This is a genomic window from Variovorax sp. 01N425, assembly GCF_056399465.1.
Map to the genome: position 1 here is coordinate 1 of NZ_JBFTRJ010000056.1, position 892 is coordinate 892.

General features: G+C 66.7%; 2 protein-coding genes. Both read left to right on the top strand.

All coding sequences use genetic code 11. From position 1 onward, the window contains the following. Positions 1 to 24: 24 nt before the first annotated feature. Positions 25 to 354: an NAD(P) transhydrogenase subunit alpha part 2 gene (locus tag AC1DSC_RS32650; protein WP_012745555.1), complete on the top strand. Its 330-nt coding sequence runs from the start codon at positions 25 to 27 to the stop codon at positions 352 to 354. Beyond that, on the top strand, positions 351 to 892 hold a 542-nt coding region (locus AC1DSC_RS32655; RefSeq protein WP_478132097.1), incomplete at its 3' end, for an NAD(P)(+) transhydrogenase (Re/Si-specific) subunit beta. The genes AC1DSC_RS32650 and AC1DSC_RS32655, both read left to right, overlap by 4 nt.

Sequence of the window (892 nt, forward strand, 5' to 3'; positions counted from 1 at the left end):
GCACCCACGCGAGGAGAAGAAATCATGGATCCCGTTTCCCATACCGTCATCAACCTCATCATCTTCGTGCTGGCCATCTACGTGGGCTACCACGTGGTGTGGACCGTCACGCCCGCGCTGCACACGCCGCTGATGGCCGTGACCAACGCGATCTCGGCCATCGTGGTSGTGGGCGCCATGCTGGCGGCCGCGCTCACCGAAACCCCGCTGGGCAAGACCATGGGCGTGCTCGCGGTGGCGCTGGCGGCGGTGAACATCTTCGGCGGCTTCCTGGTCACGCGGCGCATGCTCGAGATGTTCAAGAAGAAAGAGAAGAAGGCCGCACCCAAGGCCGAAGCGGGAGCCTCGCAATGAGCATGAACGTCGTCACGCTGCTGTACCTGGTTGCCAGCGTCTGCTTCATCCAGGCCCTGAAGGGCCTGTCGCACCCCACCACCTCGATCCGCGGCAACCTCTTCGGCATGGCCGGCATGGCCATCGCGGTGGTCACCACCGGCGCGCTGATCTACAAGCTGGCCGGCGGCCAGCTCACSGGCCTGGCCTGGGTGCTGCTGGGGCTGGCGGCCGGCGGCGGCTACGGCGCCTACCGCGCCAAGACGGTCGAGATGACCAAGATGCCCGAGCTGGTGGCCTTCTTCCACAGCATGATCGGCCTGGCGGCGGTGTTCATCGCGGTGGCRGCCGTGGTCGAACCCGCGGCCATGCTCGAAGGCATCGCCAAGGGCGCRCCCATTCCCGCCGGCAACCGGCTCGAGCTGTTCCTGGGCGCGGCCATCGGCGCCATCACCTTCAGCGGCTCGGTGATTGCCTTCGGCAAGCTCTCGGGCACCTACAAGTTCCGCCTGTTCCAGGGCGCGCCGGTGCAGTTCAAGGGCCAGCACATGCTGAACCT